Here is a 16,967-nt window from a genome sequence, read left to right as displayed (position 1 = left end):
CGGCTTAGTAACCCATGTTCTTTTTCTTATCTAACTCTGCCTGCGCGTCAGCAGGTAAAAAGAGTTTTGATTCTGTTCTGATAATTTTTGGCGGTAAGGTGCCGTCTTTTTTGAATTTTTCCAGTGCATCAAATGCCGGGCCGGCCATATTTGGCGTTAACTCCACGTTGGCATTGGCTTCGCCTGCCAGCATGGCTTTATAGATGTCTGGCACACCGTCAATGGAACCGGTAAGGATATCTTTACCCGGCTTCAGACCGGCTTCTTTAATTGCCTGGATAGCACCGATGGCCATGTCATCGTTATGGGCATAAACCATGCAAATGTTTTTGCCGTTATTCTCTGCTTTGATAAAGCTTTCCATGACTTCTTTCCCTTTACTGCGGGTAAAGTCGCCAGACTGAGAACGAATGACCTTGATATTCGGATGACCGCTGATCGCTTCAGCAAAGCCTTTCTTACGATCGATGGCAACGCTGGCACCCACGGTGCCCTGCAGCTCTACGACGTTACACTTCTTGTCGCCCACGGTCTTAACCAGCCAGTCACCGATAAGCTTGCCTTCCAGCACGTTATCCGCCGTTACCACAGCCTGATACAGCGAGTTGTCTTTAACAACAATGGCGCGGTCCAGAAGGTAAACCGGGATTTTGGCGTCTTTTGCTTCTTCCAACACCGGTTCCCAGCCTGTCTGAACGACAGGTGCGATAAAGATGGCATCAACGCCCTGAGCAATAAAAGAACGTACGGCTTTGATTTGGTTCTCTTGTTTCTGTTGTCCATCGGCAATTTTCAAATTAATGCCGCGTTTTTTTGCTTCGCTTTTTGCCACGTTGGTTTCAGCCGAGCGCCAGCCGGATTCTGAACCTACCTGCGAGAATCCCACCGTCATTTCCGCCGCTAACACTGAGCCACTTAATGCGGCGCTGACCAGCGTGGTCAGGAGTAAACGTTTCCACATAGTTTTTATTCCTCTGAAGGGCGTTTGCTGTATAGGGTAAAGTGCCTGTAAAGACTGACGTAAAAAACGCTGAATTAGGGCGACATGCTTCACAAAATCGAGCTATTTAAAGGAGTTACGCTCCTGGTGGCGGAAAATCTGGCGAGGCATTATGGACAAAACGCCTGTTTATTTTTTCAACATATGCTAAATAAATGTAATAAACAGAATCGCTTAAGTGTGACGCAGTTGAAAACGATTACAGGGAGGCGTACATAATGAGTTATGGCATTTATTCGCCCACAAAAAGTGTATTTTGTGATTTCCAGCACATCGCCAGGCGGGCCTGTATATCGAATGAAACGATTCCGCTATAAGCGTTTGTTGAGGGTTTAGTGTCTTTATCTTCTTCAGGTCACGCAAACCGGTATTAACAACAGCGGATTTGTGCATATAAACAGATAAAAAGTTACCTGGTCTCTTTAGCGTAACAGGCATAACATCTCTTTAACGCCTGACCCGATAACGGCAACGCCTGTTACCCAGGACTAAAGTCGTTAAAACTGTTGTTTAGCGAGCAATCTCTCACGATTGTCTGATTTTGGCTTTTTTTACGCCCTGGCGCTGGACACAGTCCGGTGTCTCCCTATACTTGGCATTCTTTCACCCTCATTCGTTATGACAAAAATGACTGCGCACGATTATCTTTTAAAATTTCGCAAAGTGAACAACCTCGATAGTCTTGAAAAACTGTATGACCATCTGAATTATTCGCTTTCTGACGATATCGACATTATCAATATGTACCGTGCCGCCGATCATCGACGTGCAGAGCTGGTGTCCGGTGGTCGTCTGTTTGATCTGGGCTGCGTGCCTAAGTCGGTATGGCGCTACGTCGTCTGATACTGCCGTGAATGACGTTTATTGATACATCGTCATATTGGTTCCCTTCGGTCTTAACATGCTATTCTGAGCCGCTTCCAACGTTGAGACAGGATTAACCGCAATGAACACACAGGATGCCGCACCACGTATTGGTGGCTGGCTTTTGCTGCCGCTGGCATGGTTATTGATGACGCTGCTGACCACGGCGCTGGTCATGGCGATGTATCTGACGCCGCTGTTTGATGCGCAATGGCGCGCCACCCTGTTTAACCACAGTTCACTTGTCACCAGCTACTGGGCCATTTCACTGTTTACCGCGACGCTGCTGTGGGCTTACAGCATGTGGGTCGTCTGGATATTCTTCAAACGCTCTTACCGGCTGCCGCGCCACTATATCGTCTGGCTGCTGATTACCGTTCTGCTGGCCATAAAGACCTTTGCTTTTACGCCGGTGTCTGACGCCCGCGCCTTGCAGACGCTACTGCTTTCACTCGCGGCAGCGGCGGTTTTTGTGCCCTATTTCAAGCGCTCGGAACGGGTTAAAGCGACGTTTATCCAGCGGTGATGCCCTGATTATCGTCAAAAGTTTAATCCTGAGTGCGGTTGCCCGCAGGCAATGTTGTGTCACAGTTGTGATACAACGCGTTATCAATGATAATAAGCCGCTTTGTGGCAATCAGGCGAAAAAATGACCGATTATCTCCTCCTTTTTGTTGGTACTGTGCTGGTGAATAACTTCGTGTTAGTGAAGTTTCTCGGCCTGTGTCCCTTTATGGGCGTTTCCAAAAAGCTGGAAACGGCCATTGGCATGGGCCTCGCCACCACATTTGTTATCACACTGGCCTCCATTTGTGCATGGCTGGTGAACCACCTTATTCTGGTGCCGCTGGACTTAGTGTATCTGCGGACCATGGCCTATATCCTGGTGATCGCCGTGGTCGTGCAGTTCACCGAAATGGTGGTGCGTAAAACCAGCCCGTCGCTCTATCGACTGCTGGGTATTTTCCTGCCCCTGATTACCACCAACTGTGCCGTGCTGGGCGTGCCGTTGCTGAGCGTTAATCTCAACCATACCTTTTTGCAGGCGGCGCTGTATGGATTCAGCGCGTCGCTGGGTTTCTCACTGGTTATGGTGCTGTTTGCCGGTATGCGTGAGCGTCTGGTGCTGGCGAACGTCCCCGCGCCGTTCAAAGGAAACTCCATTGCGCTGATCACCGCGGGTCTGATGGCACTGGCCTTTATGGGCTTTACCGGTCTGGTGAAATTCTGATGAGTGCGATTTGGATAGCTGTTGCTGTATTGAGCGCCCTGAGCCTGGTCTTTGGCGCGCTGCTGGGTTACGCCTCGCGACGCTTTGAGGTGGAAGAAGATCCGATTGTCGAACAGATTGACGCCATTCTTCCGCAGAGCCAGTGCGGTCAGTGTGGTTATCCCGGCTGTCGTCCCTATGCTGATGCGGTGGGAAATAACGGTGAAGCCATCAATAAATGTGCGCCCGGCGGCGAACAGACCATGCTGAAGCTGGCGGCGCTGCTCAACGTGGAACCGCAACCGATTGACGGTGACGAAGACGCCAAAGCGCCCGTGCGTACCGTGGCGTGGATTGACGAAGCAAACTGCATTGGCTGCACCAAATGTATTCAGGCCTGTCCGGTTGATGCCATCGTCGGCGCAACGCGCGCCATGCACACCGTGCTGAGTGATGTCTGTACGGGCTGCGACCTTTGTGTGGCGCCCTGTCCTACCGACTGTATTGAGATGCGTCCGGTTGCCACCACCACGGCTAACTGGAAATGGGATCTTGAAGCCATTCCTGTTCGGGTGATCCCGGTAGAGAGTCATGCTTAATCTGCTCAATTTTTTCAAAAAAGATAAGGTCTGGGATTTTCAGGGCGGCATTCATCCGCCGGAAATGAAAACCCAGTCCAACGGCACGCCGCTTGCCGAATTGCCGCTGCCGCACCGGTTTATTATTCCGCTTAAGCAGCATATTGGTCATGAAGGTGAGATCGGTGTCTCGCCGGGCGATAAGGTGCTGCGTGGTCAGGCGCTGACGTTTGGCCAGGGCAGAATGCTACCGGTGCACGCGCCAACCTCTGGCGTGATTGAAGCGATTGGCCCGCACATGACGGCTCACCCGTCTGGCCTGTCTGAACTGTGCATTTTCCTGACGCCTGATGGTGAAGACCGCTGGATCTCGCTGGAACCGCTGCCGGACTATCGCCAGCACGAACGTGCCGCTATCCTGAAACGCATTCATGACGCCGGCATCGCGGGTCTGGGCGGCGCGGGCTTCCCGACCGCCACCAAACTGAAAGGCGGCTTGCGCGGCGTTAACACCCTGATTATCAATGCGGCGGAGTGCGAACCCTATATCACCGCTGACGATCGTCTGATGCAGGACTACGCAGCCGAAGTGCTGGAAGGCAGCCGTATTCTGGCCTGGGTATTACAGGCAGAACGGGTGTTAATTGGCATCGAAGATAACAAGCCTGAGGCCATCGCTGCACTGAAACAGGCGCTGGGTGGCGAGCGCGATCTGCAGATTCGCGTTATCCCCACCAAGTATCCGTCTGGCGGTGCCAAGCAGCTCACCAAAATTCTGACCGGCAAGGAAGTTCCGCATGGCGGACGCTCCACTGATATCGGCGTGCTGATGCAAAACGTCGGGACGGCCTGGGCGGTAAAACGCGCCATTATCAATGGCGAGCCCATTACCGAGCGCGTAGTCACCCTGACCGGTGAGGCGATTGCCCAGCCGCGTAACGTCTGGAGCCGCTTAGGCACGCCCATCAGTCATCTGTTACATCAGGTCGGTTTTCATCCCTCGCCACGCCAGATGGTTATTATGGGTGGCCCGCTGATGGGCTTTACCCTGCCATCACTGGATGTGCCGGTCGTAAAAATCACCAACTGCATTCTGGCCCCGTCCAGCACCGAAATGGGCAATGACGAACAGGAGCAATCCTGTATCCGTTGCTCTGCCTGTGCTGACGCGTGCCCGGCTAAACTGCTGCCGCAGCAACTTTACTGGTACAGCAAGGGCGGCGATCACGATAAAGCCCGCGCGCATCACATCGATGACTGTATTGAGTGCGGTGCCTGCGCCTATGTCTGTCCCAGCAATATCCCGCTGGTCCAGTATTATCGTCAGGAAAAAGCCGAGCTGCGGGCTATCGACCTTGAAGCCAAACGCACACTTGAAGCCAAAGCGCGATTTGAAGCGCGTCAGGCCCGACTGGAACGGGAAAAACAAGCGCGTGAAGCGCGCCATACTGAAGCGAAACAGCGCGTGGCCCGTAGCGACAGTGGCGAACTGGCTGCGGCGAAAGCGCGCGCCAAAGCGCAACAAGGTGTTGAAAGTGAAGAGGCCGTCGCCGAGGCTCGCCACGCTCAGGCACGTTTACGCCAGGCCGAGGCGCAGGCAGAAACTCAGGCGCTGAGCCGTCAGGCCACCGATCCGCGTAAAGCGGCTGTTGAAGCCGCTATTGCGCGTGCTAAAGCAAAAAAATCAGCCGTGCCTGATGCACCAGAATCCACCGAAGAGGTGGCGGAAGACCCACGCAAAGCCGCGGTCGCTGCCGCCGTTGAACGTGCCAAAGCCAAAAAAGCCGCGCAGGCGGCGGACAGTACTGATGCGGCGCAGGACGCCCCGACGACGGAAGGAGACCCACGCAAAGCGGCGGTCGCCGCCGCCGTTGAACGCGCCAAAGCCAGAAAAGCCGCGCAGGCTGCTGCGGCGGCGGACTGTGCTGATGCGGCGCAGGACGCCCCGACGGAAGAAGATCCGCGCAAAGCGGCAGTCGCCGCCGCCGTTGAACGTGCCAAAGCCAGAAAAGCCGCGCAGGCTGCTGCGGCTGCGGACAGTGCTGATGCGGCGCAGGACGCCCCGACGACGGAAGAGGACCCTCGTAAAGCGGCAGTCGCCGCCGCCGTTGAACGTGCGAAAGCCAAAAAAGCCGCTGCCGCACTTGCCCGGGCAGAGGCCGCCTCGCGGGATGCAGCACTGGCGGCTACGGAGGCGCACCAGGACGTCGAGCAGGCAGAAATGGCACAAGAACAAGCCAATAATGCGAATGCCGAAGCCGAACAGGCACCTGAACTTGAGCACCCCACGGATGCGCGCAAAGCCGCTATTGCGGCAGCCATCGAACGTGCCAAAGCGCGTAAAGCGCAATCGACATTGACACCTGAGGAATAAATGGCTTTCCGTATAGCAAGTTCACCTTATACCCATAACCGTCGCAGCACCGGCAACATCATGATGCTGGTTGTGTTGGCTGCCCTGCCGGGCTTTGCGGCACAGTGTTATTTCTTTGGTGTTGGCACCCTGTTGCAGGTCATTCTGGCCTCGCTGACCGCATTGCTCACCGAGGCGGCAATACTGCGTCTGCGCAAAACGCCGGTTGCTGCCAATCTGGCCGATAACTCAGCTTTGCTGACGGCGATTCTGTTGGGGATAAGCATCCCCTCTTTGGCCCCCTGGTGGCTGGTGGTCATCGGTACGATCTTTGCCATTGTGATCGCCAAACAGCTGTACGGCGGACTGGGACAAAACCCCTTTAACCCGGCGATGGTGGGTTATGTGGTGTTACTCATCTCGTTTCCGGTGCAGATGACCAGTTGGATGCCGCCGGAATCGCTGCAGATGATCAAACCGGGGATGCTGGATTCGCTGAATATGATCTTTACCGGTCATACCCTGGCGGGCGACACCTTGCAGCAGTTGCAGCTCGGGGCCGACGGCGTGAGTCAGGCGACACCGCTCGATACGTTTAAAACCGGCCTGCGCGCCGGACACAGCGCAGAGCAGCTGCTGGCTCAGCCTATTTACAGCGGTGTGCTCGCGGGTCTCGGCTGGCAGTGGATTAACCTGGGTTACCTGGTTGGCGGCCTGTTCCTACTGTGGAAAAACGCCATTCGCTGGCACATCCCGGCCGCCATCTTGCTGTCTCTCGCCTTCTGCGCGACGCTGGGCTGGCTGTTTTCGCCCGCCTCACTGAACAGCCCGATGATTCACCTGTTTTCCGGTGCGACGATGCTCGGGGCGTTTTTCATTGCGACCGATCCGGTCACCGCATCGACGACCGATCGTGGTCGTTTGATCTACGGTGCCCTGATCGGATTGCTCATCTGGCTAATTCGTAGCTTTGGCGGTTACCCGGACGGCGTTGCTTTCGCCGTATTGCTGGCTAATATATGCGTACCGCTGATTGACTATTACACTCAGCCGCGTGTTTACGGCCATCAAAAGGATTAAATGATGCTGGACACGATACGCAAAAATGGCGTGACGCTGGCGTTGTTCGCCGCCATCACAACCGGCGTCACTGCCATTGTGAATACGGTAACCAAGCCCACCGTTGAGCACCAGACGCAGTTACAGCAAAAAAATCTGCTGGATCAGGTGGTGCCAACTGATATGTATGATAACCACATTCAGCAGGAATGTTACGTTGTCACTGATGCGGCGCTGGGAAATGCCAGCCCTCACCATCTGTACCTGGCGCGTAAAGGCAATCAGCCTGTCGCTGCCGCTCTGGAAACAACGGCACCCGACGGTTACTCTGGTGCTATCCAGATGCTGGTCGGGGCGGACTTTAACGGCAAGGTCCTGGGCGTGCGCGTGATTGAACATCATGAAACGCCAGGCCTGGGCGATAAAATAGAGCTGCGTATTTCTGACTGGATCAACAGTTTTAATGGCAAAGTGGTGACGGGCCCGAACGATAAAGCGTTTGCCGTTAAAAAAGATGGCGGCGAATTTGATCAGTTTACCGGTGCCACGATTACACCCCGTGCCGTCGTCAATGCCACCAAACGGACGGCATTGTTAATTGAAACCCTTAAGGGAAAACTCTCTTCGTTACCCGAGTGTGGAGACGCAAATGAGTGAAGCTAAAAACCTGCTGGTAGGCGGGCTATGGAAAAACAACTCGGCGCTGGTTCAGTTGCTGGGCCTGTGTCCGCTGCTGGCGGTGACCGCCACCGCCACCAATGCGCTAGGGCTTGGTCTGGCGACCACGCTGGTGCTGACACTGACCAACAGTTTTATTTCCGCCTCGCGCCGTTGGGTGCCATCGGAAATTCGTATCCCTATCTACGTGATGATCATTGCGTCCGTGGTGAGCTGTGTTCAGATGCTGATCAATGCTTATGCTTACGGCCTGTACCAGTCGCTCGGCATTTTTATTCCGCTGATCGTAACGAACTGTATCGTGGTGGGACGGGCCGAGGCTGTCGCGTCGAAAAGCAGTATTCCCCTTGCCGCGCTTGATGGTTTTGCCATTGGCATGGGCGCGACCTGCGCGATGGTGGTATTAGGTTCCCTTCGGGAAATTATTGGCAGCGGTACATTGTTTAACGGCGCGGACCAGCTTTTAGGCCCGTGGGCCAAAGTGTTGCGCATCGAAGTGATCCACTTTAATTCGCCGATGCTGTTGGCCATGTTACCGCCTGGCGCATTTATTGGTCTGGGCATGATGCTGGCGGGTAAATACCTGATCGATCAGAAAATGAAGCAGCGCGCGCTGCGCCGTGCTGAAGAGCAGGCCCTTGCCGCACCGCAAGGCACGACCGGAAGCGCCGTGTGAACCAGACAAAACGTACAGAGATTCTCAGCCGTCTGCAGCAGGCTAATCCCCATCCGACGACCGAGTTGCAGTTTAGCTCGCCGTTTGAATTGCTGATTGCGGTACTACTCTCGGCTCAGGCGACTGACGTCAGCGTCAATAAAGCCACCGCAAAGCTCTACCCGGTCGCCAATACGCCCGCCGCGATGCTGGCGCTGGGCGTGGATGGCGTTAAGGAATACATCAAAACTATCGGCCTGTTTAACAGCAAAGCAGAGAATGTGATTAAGACCTGCCGCATTCTGCTGGAACAGCACGGCGGTAACGTGCCAGAAGACCGTGCCGCGCTGGAGGCGCTGCCCGGCGTGGGCCGTAAAACGGCAAACGTGGTGCTTAATACTGCCTTTGGCTGGCCCACCATCGCCGTGGATACCCATATTTTCCGCGTCTGCAACCGAACGAATTTTGCCCCCGGCAAAAACGTCGAACAGGTTGAAGAAAAGCTGTTGAAGGTGGTGCCGAAGGCGTTCAAAGTTGACTGTCATCACTGGTTGATTCTGCACGGTCGTTATACCTGCGTCGCCCGCAAGCCGCGCTGTGGGTCCTGCCTGATTGAAGACCTGTGCGAATATCCTGATAAAGTCGAATAGGCTGATATCCTGCCTGATAAACAGCCCCGACTGAGAGAAGCCTGTGGAGACACAGGCTTTTTGCTTTTTGACCTAACGCTGCTTCAGCGCCGCCTGCATCCAGGCAATCACCAACGGAGAATCCTTGTTCTGTAATGCGGCGCGCTCAGACTGGAACAGCGTGGCGACATAAAAAGGGTGATCGGTCAGTTCTATGCCGCGCACATCACCATCCAGATCCCAGGCCGTAATCCGCAGGTTTCTGCCTTCCAGCGCCGCGATGAATGCCGGGTTAACGCCAAAGTTACAGTGATATCCTTCGTCACTGGATAATTCCCCGTAGGCCCTGGCAATGCGCGAATCGGGTGCAAAAGTGACCTCGCCGCGCCGCTCCACCAGCGAGCAACTTAACGGCGCAATGACCATCCGCCCTTCATCATGGGTTTCGGCATGATTTGCATCGTGCCAGCCAAGCACATTTCTCGCATAGTCGATAACGGCATACTGGAAACCGCCACAGGAGCCCAGAAAAGGTTTGCCGCTTTCCCGCACGCTGCGCAGCATGCTGTATACGCCTTCATCATTTTTATAGGGGCTGCCCGGTACCAGCCAGACGGCATCGCTTTGCCTGATGGCGGATAAGTCGCCCAGCTCAGGCGTAGGAACCCACTGCGGGTCAATATCGATAGCGAGAAATTCAGCGGCACGGGCAAGCGCCAGAGGAATGGCCTGATGTGCAACGGCTTCTGGGCGGTAGTCGCCCACCAGCGCGAGACGTAAAGGTAACGGCATAGCGAAATCCTTGTTAAGGAAATAATGATGCTACGTTAAGCTTAATTTTCTGTCGAGCATTCGGATACTTTCGCGCCCTGTTCAGACAGGATTAGTGAAGCTTCACAGGCATTATTTCCGCTGGAAACCTTTTTTCTCTCTATGAATTAACATTGATAAATGTGACCTTAATCAACATTTTCACGCCTTTGCCGGTCATTTCCGCCATAATCCGCAGACTATTTCATCAAATCGGCTTCAGAACCTGCATTTTAGCCAGATTATCCTGATGAAATATCACATTTCGATGTAAAGCTCGGCGCAACGGTCTTTCAGCAGTTAATATCATTATTAACGCTCTGATAACCACCGGATTGCGGTTTTATTTTGTCAAATCAACTTAAATCATAACAAAATGCTAATTAATAATATTTATTTAGGTTTTAACGCCAGATAACCGGTTTCCCGCAGAAGGTAGAAAAGGCTTGCCCTGTCGCCTTTATTCAGCCAAATTAGTCGCCGTTTTTCCCATCTAATAAAAATCTGGCCCATGGTCCGATCACATGGCGCGGACTTAATTCCTGTCGCAACACAGGATATGAAATAACAGAGGTACAAGTGTCAACTGCAAACAAACACACCGACGAGGCGGTCAGCCTTAATGCATTTAAACAGCCTAAAGCGTTTTATTTGATCTTTACGATCGAATTATGGGAACGTTTTGGTTATTACGGCCTGCAGGCCATCATGGCGGTTTACCTGGTCAGGCAACTGGGGATGTCAGAGTCCGACTCTATCACCCTGTTCTCCTCCTTTAGCGCCCTGGTTTATGGTCTGGTCGCCATCGGCGGCTGGCTGGGCGATAAAGTTCTGGGCACCAAACGCGTTATCGTGTTGGGCGTGCTGGTGCTGGCAATAGGTTACGCGCTGGTGGCCTTCTCGGGCCACAACGTCAGCGTGGTGTATATTGGTATGGCAACCATCGCCGTCGGAAGTGGCTTATTTAAAGCTAACCCCTCTTCGCTGCTCTCTACGTGTTATGACAAAGACGACCCGCGCATTGATGGTGCATTCACCATGTTTTATATGTCCATCAACATCGGCTCGCTGTTTTCAATGATGCTGACCCCATGGTTAGCAGAGAAATATGGCTACAACGTGGCGTTTTCGCTGTCGGTGGTTGGCCTGGTCATTACGCTGCTTAATTTCCTGTTCTGTAAACGCCTGGTGAAAGACTTCGGGTCCAAACCGGACTTTGCGCCACTTCAGTTCGGCAAACTGCTGATGACCCTGGTGGGGATTGTGGTCCTGATCGCCCTGGCAAACTGGATGCTGCATCATCAGTCGATCGCCCGTGTGCTGTTGGGCCTGATCGCGCTGGGCATCTTTGTCATCTTTGCCAAAGAAGCCTTTGCCCTGCATGGTGCAGCGCGCCGTCGTATGATTGTGGCCTTCCTGCTGATGGTAGAAGCCATCGTGTTCTTCGTCCTCTATATGCAGATGCCAACGTCGCTTAACTTCTTTGCCATTCGCAACGTTGAGCACACCATTTTTGGTATCACCTTTGCCCCTGAGCAATTCCAGGCGCTGAACCCGTTCTGGATTATGCTTGCCAGCCCGATTCTGGCCGCAGTCTATAACAAGCTGGGCGATAAACTGCCCATGCCACATAAGTTCGCCATCGGTATGGTGCTGTGTTCAGCGGCCTTCCTGGTGTTACCGGTTGGCGCGAAGTTTGCCAGCGACGCGGGTATCGTTTCCGTTAACTGGTTAATTCTCAGCTATGGTCTGCAGAGCATTGGTGAACTGATGATTTCCGGTCTGGGCCTGGCGATGGTGGCGCAGCTGGTTCCTCAGCGCCTGATGGGCTTTATTATGGGCTCATGGTTCCTGACGACGGCTGGCGCAGCAGTGATTGCCGGTAAAGTCGCTAATCTGATGGCGGTCCCTGAAAACGTTACCGACCCGCTGATCTCTCTGGCCACCTACGGCAAAGTGTTCCAGGAGATTGGTATTGCTACCGCGGTCATTGCCGTACTGATGATGATAACCGCGCCGCTGCTGAATCGTATGACCCAGGATACGGCAGCCGACAAAGTCTGATGACCTTATGCCTTTTCATCAAAACCGGGCCTGGCCCGGTTTTTTTGTTTTTGTCGCCGGTCAATTTCCAGTGAGTGCCACATTCTTATTACTGGCAATTCCGCGTCAGGCGATTACTATGCAAACACGATTCGCAATATGGTGACCTCGTTATGAAACTGTTTTGTAAAGCTGGTGCCTGTTCCCTTTCACCGCATATCGTTATGCGTGAATGTGGTCTGGACTTCACCCAGGTTAATGTCGATCTGCAAACTAAGCTCACCGAACGCGGTGAAGATTTTCGCCAGATTAATCCCAAAGGCCAGGTTCCGGCACTGCAACTGAGTGATGGCAATGTGTTGACCGAAGGCGGGGCCATTGTGCAGTATCTGGCCGATCTCAAGCCCGACCGTCACCTGCTGGCGCCGGTGGGAAGCCTGACCCGCTACCATACGATTGAGTGGCTCGGCTATATCGGCAGCGAGTTACACAAGAGCTTCTCTCCGCTGTTCCGCAACGATGCGCCAGAGGAGTACAAAGCCCTGGTACGTCGCCAGCTGGAAGCGAAATTTGCCTGGGTGAACGGTGAACTCGAAGACAAACAGTGGCTGATGGGCGTGCATTTCAGCGTCGCGGATGCTTATTTATATGTGGTGACCCGCTGGGCGAAAGCCCTGAGTCTGGACCTGGCAGCACTGGATCACCTGCAACGCTGGTTTGAACGCGTTGCAGAGCGGCCGTCGGTACAGGCCGCGCTTAAAGCGGAAGGACTTAACTAATAAGCAAAGGGCCTTACCGGCCCTTTGCTTTACAGCTTCACAGCTTCTCAGCCGGGAAAGCGTGCGTCGGTCGGGCGATGGCGTCCTGCGCGGCAACCAGCTGCAGTTCATACTCACCCATTTCATGCGTTTTCAGCATCACTTCATAGACCGCCGCCGTCACGTGTTCCAGTGCAGCCTGTAGCGATAGCCCGTGCAGCAGATCGACCAGCAATAAGCCGCTGGTTAAATCGCCCACGCCCACCGGCTGACGTACGCCAAAATCCACCAGCGGACGGCTGATGTGCCAGGCTTCATCGGCGGTAACCAGCAGCATCTCAAAACGGTCACTGCGACGTCCTGCGCGCGCCAGATGCTTAATAAGCACCACTTTCGGCCCCTGACTTATCAGCATACGTGCCGCGTCTACGGCCGATTCCACGCTGGTTACGGTGCGTTCGCTGAGCATTTCCAGCTCCAGCAGGTTCGGCGCGATGATATCGCTGGCGGGTAACGCCATCTTGCAGTGGAACTCGGCTACGCCGGGCGCGACGATACAGCCTTTCTCCGGGTGCCCCATCACCGGGTCGCAAAAATACCAGGCTTCCGGATTCGCGACTTTCACCTGACGCACAATTTCCAGAATCTTTTCGCCTTGCTCGGCCGATCCCAGATAACCGCTTAATACCGCATCACAGGTTTTCAGGCGGTCAATATCGGCGATGCCTTTAACAATGTCGGTTAAATGCGTGGCCGGCATAACAGTACCGGTCCAGTGTCCATATTGCGTATGGTTAGAAAACTGCACGGTATTCAGCGGCCAGACGTTCACACCCATACGGCGCATCGGGAACTCTGCCGCCGCGTTACCCGCGTGACCAAACACCACGTGCGACTGAATTGCTAAAACGTTTTTCACTTTTTTGCCCTGTAGTGCCTTGCCATAAAAAAGGGCCGGAAACCGGCCCTGAAAGGTTACTGCCAGTTAATCAGGCAATAATGTTTTTTACCGCGACGCAGCAGCGTAAAGCGGTTAAACAGCTTATCGCTGTCGCTAAAACGGTATTCGGCATCAGACTGCTTTTCACCATTAAGCGACACGGCATTCGACCCAATCATAGTGCGCGCCTGACCGCGTGAAGGCACCAGCTCAGCGTTGACCAGCGCCTGTTGCAGATCGTCCTCGGCACTCAGCGTGATGGTCGGCATACCGTCCTGGGCCAGCTGTTCGAAGTCGGCCTCTGTCATATCGCTTAACGCGCCAGAGAAAAGGCTCTCGGTAATACGTTTTGCCGCCGCCAGGCCGTCTTCTCCATGCACCAGGCGCGTGACCTGCTCAGCCAGCACATACTGTGCGCGCGGCGCGGTTCCGCTGTTTTTATCTTCTTCTTCCAGGGCATTAATCTCGTCGATGCTCAGGAAAGTGAAGAATTTCAGGAAGCGGTAAACATCCGCATCGGCGGTGTTGATCCAGAACTGGTAGAACTTATATGGACTGGTTTTCTTCGCATCCAGCCAGACCGCGCCGCCTTCGGTTTTACCGAACTTGGTGCCGTCCGATTTGGTGATCAGCGGGACGGTCAGACCAAACACCTGATTCTGGTGCAGACGACGCGTCAGATCGATACCGGAGGTGATGTTACCCCACTGGTCAGAACCACCGATCTGCAAGGCGACGCCATGCAGCTCGTTCAGACAGGCGAAGTCGTAACCCTGCAACAGGTTGTAGGAGAATTCGGTGAACGAGATGCCCTGATCGTCACGGTTCAGGCGCTGTTTAACCGCTTCCTTGTTGATCATCTGGTTAACAGAGAAGTGTTTACCGATGTCGCGCAGAAAGGTCAGCACGTTCATATTGCCAAACCAGTCATAGTTGTTGGCGGCAATCGCGCTGTTGGCCCCGCAGTCAAAGTCCAGGAAAGGTGCGACCTGGCTGCGAATCTTTTCTACCCACTCACCCACGGTTTCGCTGGTATTGAGTTTACGCTCTGCGGCTTTAAAACTGGGATCGCCAATCAACCCCGTTGCGCCGCCTACCAGCGCAACCGGTTTGTGCCCGGCATCCTGAAAACGTTTAAGGCAGAGTAGCGGTACCAGATGGCCCAAATGCAAGCTGTCAGCAGTGGGGTCAAAGCCGCAATAGAGCGAAATTGGCCCTTGCGCCAGTTTCTCGACTAACGCGTCTTCATCCGTCACCTGGGCGATCAGGCCCCTCTCTTGCAATTGTTGTATCAGGTTACTGCTGGTCATCACTGACTCCAAATTGATCAGGCTGCACCTATGCTGGTACACAGCTTTCCGCTGAGTTGCGGAAGGAAAAAATTAAGGGCTATAGCATAAAGCGCTGACGCTTTCTGTGCCAGCGCTGATGAGGGGGAAAGCGCAGTTTTAGGGGGCGAGTCGGTCAATTTTCCAGCCGTCGTGATCCCGCTGATAAAGGAAACGATCGTGAAGACGATGTTCGCCCCCCTGCCAGAATTCCATGGTGGTAAATTTCACCCGATAACCGCCCCAGAAACTGGGTAGCGGTACATCACCCTGCTGGAATTTTTGCTTCAGCTCCAGAAACTTGCCTTCCAGCACGCCACGGGCAGAAATCCGACTTGACTGTTTGGAAACCCAGGCACCGATCTGACTGTCACGCGGACGGCTGCTGAAATACTTTAATACCTCCAGCGGCGACAGCTTCTCGACCTCGCCTAAAACCATCACCTGTCGCTCAAGGAAGTGCCAGGGAAAATGAAGCGAAATACGCGGATTATGACCAAGCTGCTGTGCTTTGCGACTGCCCAGATTGGTGTAAAACACCATGCCCTGCTCATCGAAATGTTTTAACAGCACAATGCGTTGATAAGGCTGTCCATGCTCGTCCACCGTGGCCACTGTCATGGCGGTGGGATCAGGCAGTTGCGCCTCACAGGCCTGCTTTAGCCAGCTTTCGAACAGCTCCAGCGGATTATCGGGTAAATCTTTGCGACGTAGCCCACCCCGCGTGTATTCACGGCGCAGATGGGCAATAGTTTGTAGCATGTCACTGTCACTCATGATGCACACTCACTCCGGTAAACGTTAACTGGCCGGTTGCAATTCGCAATCGTTTACAACGATCTTATCATTACGCTCAATGAACGCGCCGTTCCCTTTAGACCAGAAAACGTAGTTACCGTCGCTATACCGTGCGCCGGACGCAGAAACCGTTTGCGTCAGCGTCAGCGGCTTGCCATCCATAATAAAGCTGACCTGCTGTTTGGCATTATCCAGGGTGACGGTAAGGGGCAATGTGCCACAGCGGTAATGCAACGTTTCTGGTGCTGGCGGAGCCTTGTGCATCAGGCTGCAGCCCGACAGCATGACCACGGCGGCAACGGTGAGTCCTTTTAACATCAGCGATTCTCCTGTAAGGAAAGCAGGTAATGGGGCCTTCTGCTTTGTTAGGTGTTTTTGACCTTGCACCGGATAGCGCCTTGCGCGCGCTCCGGCCTCTCAGGGCAATTTAACCGATGATAGCCTGGGCATCAGCAAAAGTTTTTAAACAAGTCGGCAGAATGAGGAAGAACGGGGGTGAAAGCACCGCCGCCCTGCCGGGTGAGCAGTTGTGTTTAATGTCAGCCAAGGAGAGTGTTTAAAGACGTGAAGTAATTACAGGTGATGAATGTCCGCTGTGAGCGAGGAACAGACCTTTACTTGTCGATTTAAAGGTAGGTAATGAGTACTATAGCTTTATCCATATACGCTACTAAAAGAGACAGTGGATGACGACATTTGGTGCTATTTTAAAGGCTCAAAATATCGACTATAAGCCCATTAACTGTTCATCTCTGGATGAGTGGTTTTCATCTATTTTGGATATACCAATCGATGAGCTCAGTATTTTTGATATATCCCGCTCAATCAGATAGGGGGTCTTTTTAGAGTATATTTTACCAAGAGCTGAATTTTTTTAAAAGAAGATCCTTTGGCTGGAGATTATGACGGACAACTTCTTCATGATGTTTCGATGCTGTCTGAAGAACAGCCCACCTCGGCAATCACAATTTTGAAGCGGATTAGCACCTATTTAAGTCAGTTGGATAAAAGTAAGCTTGATAGCAACTTAGTTGAATATGTTGAAAAAATATTCGTATTGGCTCGTAACTAATTTTTGAGCATTGAGAAACTTGCACCAAAAACTAACTAAATATGGCTTACGTCTCCTGAGCATCTGACAACGGGGCGAACCTACGCGCCGCAACGTCCGCTATGAGCTGTGAGTTCAACGCTATCCTTAATCAAGGGGGACGTTGCCATGAAACGAAGAACTCGGATTAACTACACGCCAGAGCAGAAGGCG

The 16,967-nt window shown here is 53.4% G+C and carries 18 protein-coding genes; 12 read left to right on the top strand and 6 right to left on the bottom strand.

Translation table 11 applies throughout. The features are described 5' to 3' along the window. Window positions 1-4 precede the first annotated feature (4 nt). Window positions 5-961, bottom strand: coding sequence for a galactofuranose ABC transporter, galactofuranose-binding protein YtfQ (ytfQ, locus tag NR177_RS06965; RefSeq protein WP_063879460.1), 957 nt, complete (start codon window positions 959-961; stop codon window positions 5-7). A gap of 666 nt (window positions 962-1,627) precedes the next feature. Between ytfQ and ydgT the strand changes: the two genes are divergently transcribed. The 9 genes from ydgT to nth all read left to right on the top strand — a co-directional run bounded on the left by ydgT (window position 1,628) and on the right by nth (window position 9,047). Then, window positions 1,628-1,843 carry a transcription modulator YdgT gene (ydgT, locus tag NR177_RS06960; protein ID WP_063879459.1) on the top strand — a complete coding sequence of 72 codons (216 nt, stop codon included), beginning with the start codon at window positions 1,628-1,630 and terminating at the stop codon, window positions 1,841-1,843. Between the two features lie 103 nt (window positions 1,844-1,946). Beyond that, entirely contained in the window at window positions 1,947-2,390 is a 444-nt protein-coding gene (locus tag NR177_RS06955) for a DUF2569 domain-containing protein (protein ID WP_096012618.1), read from the top strand. A gap of 123 nt (window positions 2,391-2,513) precedes the next feature. Continuing rightward, window positions 2,514-3,095: an electron transport complex subunit RsxA gene (rsxA, locus tag NR177_RS06950; protein WP_013025663.1), complete on the top strand. Its 582-nt coding sequence runs from the start codon at window positions 2,514-2,516 to the stop codon at window positions 3,093-3,095. Next, window positions 3,095-3,673: an electron transport complex subunit RsxB gene (gene rsxB, locus NR177_RS06945; RefSeq protein ID WP_063879457.1), complete on the top strand. Its 579-nt coding sequence runs from the start codon at window positions 3,095-3,097 to the stop codon at window positions 3,671-3,673. Before rsxA ends, rsxB begins: the two co-directional genes overlap by 1 nt. Next, window positions 3,666-6,026, top strand: coding sequence for an electron transport complex subunit RsxC (gene rsxC / locus NR177_RS06940; RefSeq protein ID WP_256852534.1), 2,361 nt, complete (start codon window positions 3,666-3,668; stop codon window positions 6,024-6,026). Before rsxB ends, rsxC begins: the two co-directional genes overlap by 8 nt. After that, window positions 6,027-7,085: an electron transport complex subunit RsxD gene (gene rsxD / locus NR177_RS06935; RefSeq protein WP_063879455.1), complete on the top strand. Its 1,059-nt coding sequence runs from the start codon at window positions 6,027-6,029 to the stop codon at window positions 7,083-7,085. A gap of 3 nt (window positions 7,086-7,088) precedes the next feature. Continuing rightward, entirely contained in the window at window positions 7,089-7,721 is a 633-nt protein-coding gene (gene rsxG, locus NR177_RS06930; protein ID WP_256852646.1) for an electron transport complex subunit RsxG, read from the top strand. Continuing rightward, the gene (locus tag NR177_RS06925) at window positions 7,714-8,418 is read left to right on the top strand and encodes an electron transport complex subunit E (protein WP_145393290.1); all 705 of its coding nucleotides are present in this window, start codon (window positions 7,714-7,716) and stop codon (window positions 8,416-8,418) included. The genes rsxG and NR177_RS06925 overlap by 8 nt, the downstream gene beginning before the upstream one ends. Then, window positions 8,415-9,047 (top strand): endonuclease III, encoded by a 633-nt coding sequence (nth, locus tag NR177_RS06920; protein ID WP_063879453.1) that lies wholly within the window; start codon window positions 8,415-8,417, stop codon window positions 9,045-9,047. The genes NR177_RS06925 and nth overlap by 4 nt, the downstream gene beginning before the upstream one ends. Window positions 9,048-9,119: 72 nt before the next feature. On the opposite strand, the gene NR177_RS06915 is transcribed toward nth, so the two are convergent. Beyond that, the gene (locus NR177_RS06915; RefSeq protein ID WP_256852533.1) at window positions 9,120-9,818 is read right to left on the bottom strand and encodes a CTP synthase; all 699 of its coding nucleotides are present in this window, start codon (window positions 9,816-9,818) and stop codon (window positions 9,120-9,122) included. Between the two features lie 597 nt (window positions 9,819-10,415). Here NR177_RS06915 and dtpA point away from each other — a divergent pair. Both dtpA and gstA read left to right on the top strand, forming a co-directional pair. After that, window positions 10,416-11,900: a dipeptide/tripeptide permease DtpA gene (gene dtpA / locus NR177_RS06910; protein ID WP_109716273.1), complete on the top strand. Its 1,485-nt coding sequence runs from the start codon at window positions 10,416-10,418 to the stop codon at window positions 11,898-11,900. Between the two features lie 152 nt (window positions 11,901-12,052). Beyond that, window positions 12,053-12,658, top strand: a complete 606-nt coding sequence (gene gstA, locus NR177_RS06905) for a glutathione transferase GstA (protein ID WP_063879450.1) — start codon at window positions 12,053-12,055, stop codon at window positions 12,656-12,658. Between the two features lie 37 nt (window positions 12,659-12,695). Here the strand turns inward: gstA and pdxY are convergent, their stop codons facing one another. The 4 genes from pdxY to NR177_RS06885 all read right to left on the bottom strand — a co-directional run bounded on the left by pdxY (window position 12,696) and on the right by NR177_RS06885 (window position 16,021). Then, window positions 12,696-13,556 carry a pyridoxal kinase PdxY gene (gene pdxY / locus NR177_RS06900; RefSeq protein WP_063879449.1) on the bottom strand — a complete coding sequence of 287 codons (861 nt, stop codon included), beginning with the start codon at window positions 13,554-13,556 and terminating at the stop codon, window positions 12,696-12,698. 56 nt (window positions 13,557-13,612) lie between these two features. After that, window positions 13,613-14,887, bottom strand: coding sequence for a tyrosine--tRNA ligase (gene tyrS, locus NR177_RS06895; RefSeq protein WP_256852532.1), 1,275 nt, complete (start codon window positions 14,885-14,887; stop codon window positions 13,613-13,615). Window positions 14,888-15,025: 138 nt separating this feature from the next. After that, complete coding sequence (pdxH, locus tag NR177_RS06890; protein WP_256852531.1) at window positions 15,026-15,682, bottom strand: pyridoxamine 5'-phosphate oxidase; 657 nt, start codon at window positions 15,680-15,682, stop codon at window positions 15,026-15,028. Between the two features lie 24 nt (window positions 15,683-15,706). Continuing rightward, window positions 15,707-16,021, bottom strand: coding sequence for an MliC family protein (locus NR177_RS06885; protein WP_063879446.1), 315 nt, complete (start codon window positions 16,019-16,021; stop codon window positions 15,707-15,709). 571 nt (window positions 16,022-16,592) lie between these two features. On the opposite strand from NR177_RS06885, the gene NR177_RS06880 reads away from it, so the two are divergent. Then, window positions 16,593-16,775, top strand: a complete 183-nt coding sequence (locus tag NR177_RS06880) for a hypothetical protein (RefSeq protein WP_256852530.1) — start codon at window positions 16,593-16,595, stop codon at window positions 16,773-16,775. Window positions 16,776-16,967 lie beyond the last annotated feature (192 nt).

The organism is Pantoea sp. Fr+CA_20, assembly GCF_024520835.1.
Taxonomy (GTDB): Bacteria; Pseudomonadota; Gammaproteobacteria; order Enterobacterales; family Enterobacteriaceae; genus Pantoea; species Pantoea allii.
This window is presented reverse-complemented; position numbering and strand designations above follow the sequence as displayed.

Coding starts and splice junctions, on each gene's coding strand:
- ytfQ (WP_063879460.1), bottom strand. CDS start 961: ATGTGGAAACGTTTACTCCTGACCACGCTGGTCAGCGCCGCATTAAGT.
- ydgT (WP_063879459.1), top strand. CDS start 1,628: ATGACTGCGCACGATTATCTTTTAAAATTTCGCAAAGTGAACAACCTC.
- NR177_RS06955 (WP_096012618.1), top strand. CDS start 1,947: ATGAACACACAGGATGCCGCACCACGTATTGGTGGCTGGCTTTTGCTG.
- rsxA (WP_013025663.1), top strand. CDS start 2,514: ATGACCGATTATCTCCTCCTTTTTGTTGGTACTGTGCTGGTGAATAAC.
- rsxB (WP_063879457.1), top strand. CDS start 3,095: ATGAGTGCGATTTGGATAGCTGTTGCTGTATTGAGCGCCCTGAGCCTG.
- rsxC (WP_256852534.1), top strand. CDS start 3,666: ATGCTTAATCTGCTCAATTTTTTCAAAAAAGATAAGGTCTGGGATTTT.
- rsxD (WP_063879455.1), top strand. CDS start 6,027: ATGGCTTTCCGTATAGCAAGTTCACCTTATACCCATAACCGTCGCAGC.
- rsxG (WP_256852646.1), top strand. CDS start 7,089: ATGCTGGACACGATACGCAAAAATGGCGTGACGCTGGCGTTGTTCGCC.
- NR177_RS06925 (WP_145393290.1), top strand. CDS start 7,714: ATGAGTGAAGCTAAAAACCTGCTGGTAGGCGGGCTATGGAAAAACAAC.
- NR177_RS06915 (WP_256852533.1), bottom strand. CDS start 9,818: ATGCCGTTACCTTTACGTCTCGCGCTGGTGGGCGACTACCGCCCAGAA.
- gstA (WP_063879450.1), top strand. CDS start 12,053: ATGAAACTGTTTTGTAAAGCTGGTGCCTGTTCCCTTTCACCGCATATC.
- tyrS (WP_256852532.1), bottom strand. CDS start 14,887: ATGACCAGCAGTAACCTGATACAACAATTGCAAGAGAGGGGCCTGATC.
- pdxH (WP_256852531.1), bottom strand. CDS start 15,682: ATGAGTGACAGTGACATGCTACAAACTATTGCCCATCTGCGCCGTGAA.
- NR177_RS06885 (WP_063879446.1), bottom strand. CDS start 16,021: ATGTTAAAAGGACTCACCGTTGCCGCCGTGGTCATGCTGTCGGGCTGC.